This window comes from Oleiphilus sp. HI0061 (assembly GCF_001635675.1).
Window position 1 is genome coordinate 1 of record NZ_LWFE01001229.1, and the last position, 761, is coordinate 761.

Annotated in this window: 1 protein-coding gene; it reads right to left on the reverse strand. The window is 43.9% G+C overall.

The window, feature by feature from the left end; genetic code table 11:
- A partial coding sequence (locus A3735_RS19155; RefSeq protein ID WP_156499765.1) for a DUF3426 domain-containing protein occupies window positions 1-761 on the reverse strand: 761 nt, incomplete at both ends.

Sequence of the window (761 nt, forward strand, 5' to 3'; positions counted from 1 at the left end):
GCTGACTTGGCATTTCGTGCCAGCTGGCTAGATCGCCAGACAAATACTCTTTCGCTTGGAATAAGCGTTGGGCAACGATATTTTTGTTTATGTCTGAAAAATAAAGAGCTAAGTCGGGGAACGCTTGATTGAAAGCAGCTTCATTCACTATCACGGTGTCGATTATGAGGGACTTGCGTTGAGTGGGGTGACTTCTGACAACGAGGTTGTTGCTTTTAATTTTTTCGATATCTTCAAGCTTTGGCAATGTGCAAGATAAGTGTTCACATGCTAGCTCATATAACTCAGAAACTTTAGGGTACTTGGCGAGCTTTTCATAGTGAAACCATACCGCTTGCCCTAGCAGTATTACGATGAGCGATATATTAGCGAGAATGAATAATAAACTGACAAGCCAATGTCTATTATTGGGGCTATCCTGGTCGTATTGAAATTCAATTTTCTCATACGGAGAAGTCTCAGAGAAACCGCTCCCGGGCTCTCCGAAGGCTGATTCAGTCGATGTCTCAGCTTGTGTGACTGAGGCCTGCTCTATAGCTGAAGCGGAGAATGTTGGTTCTACCTTCTGTTTACCTTGTTCATCTTGAATATCTTCGAGGATTTCCTGAGTCCAGCTTTCGTCGATGATTTCTTCACTCTCTTCAGAAACAAAGGTATCGTCAAGTTTTTTAAAGCTGGTTGAGTAAGGGTCACTGTTGTCTGCGGAATCTAGTTCCAGGAAAGAGGTGCTAAACTCATCAGAGCCATCGGCGCTGCCTGAG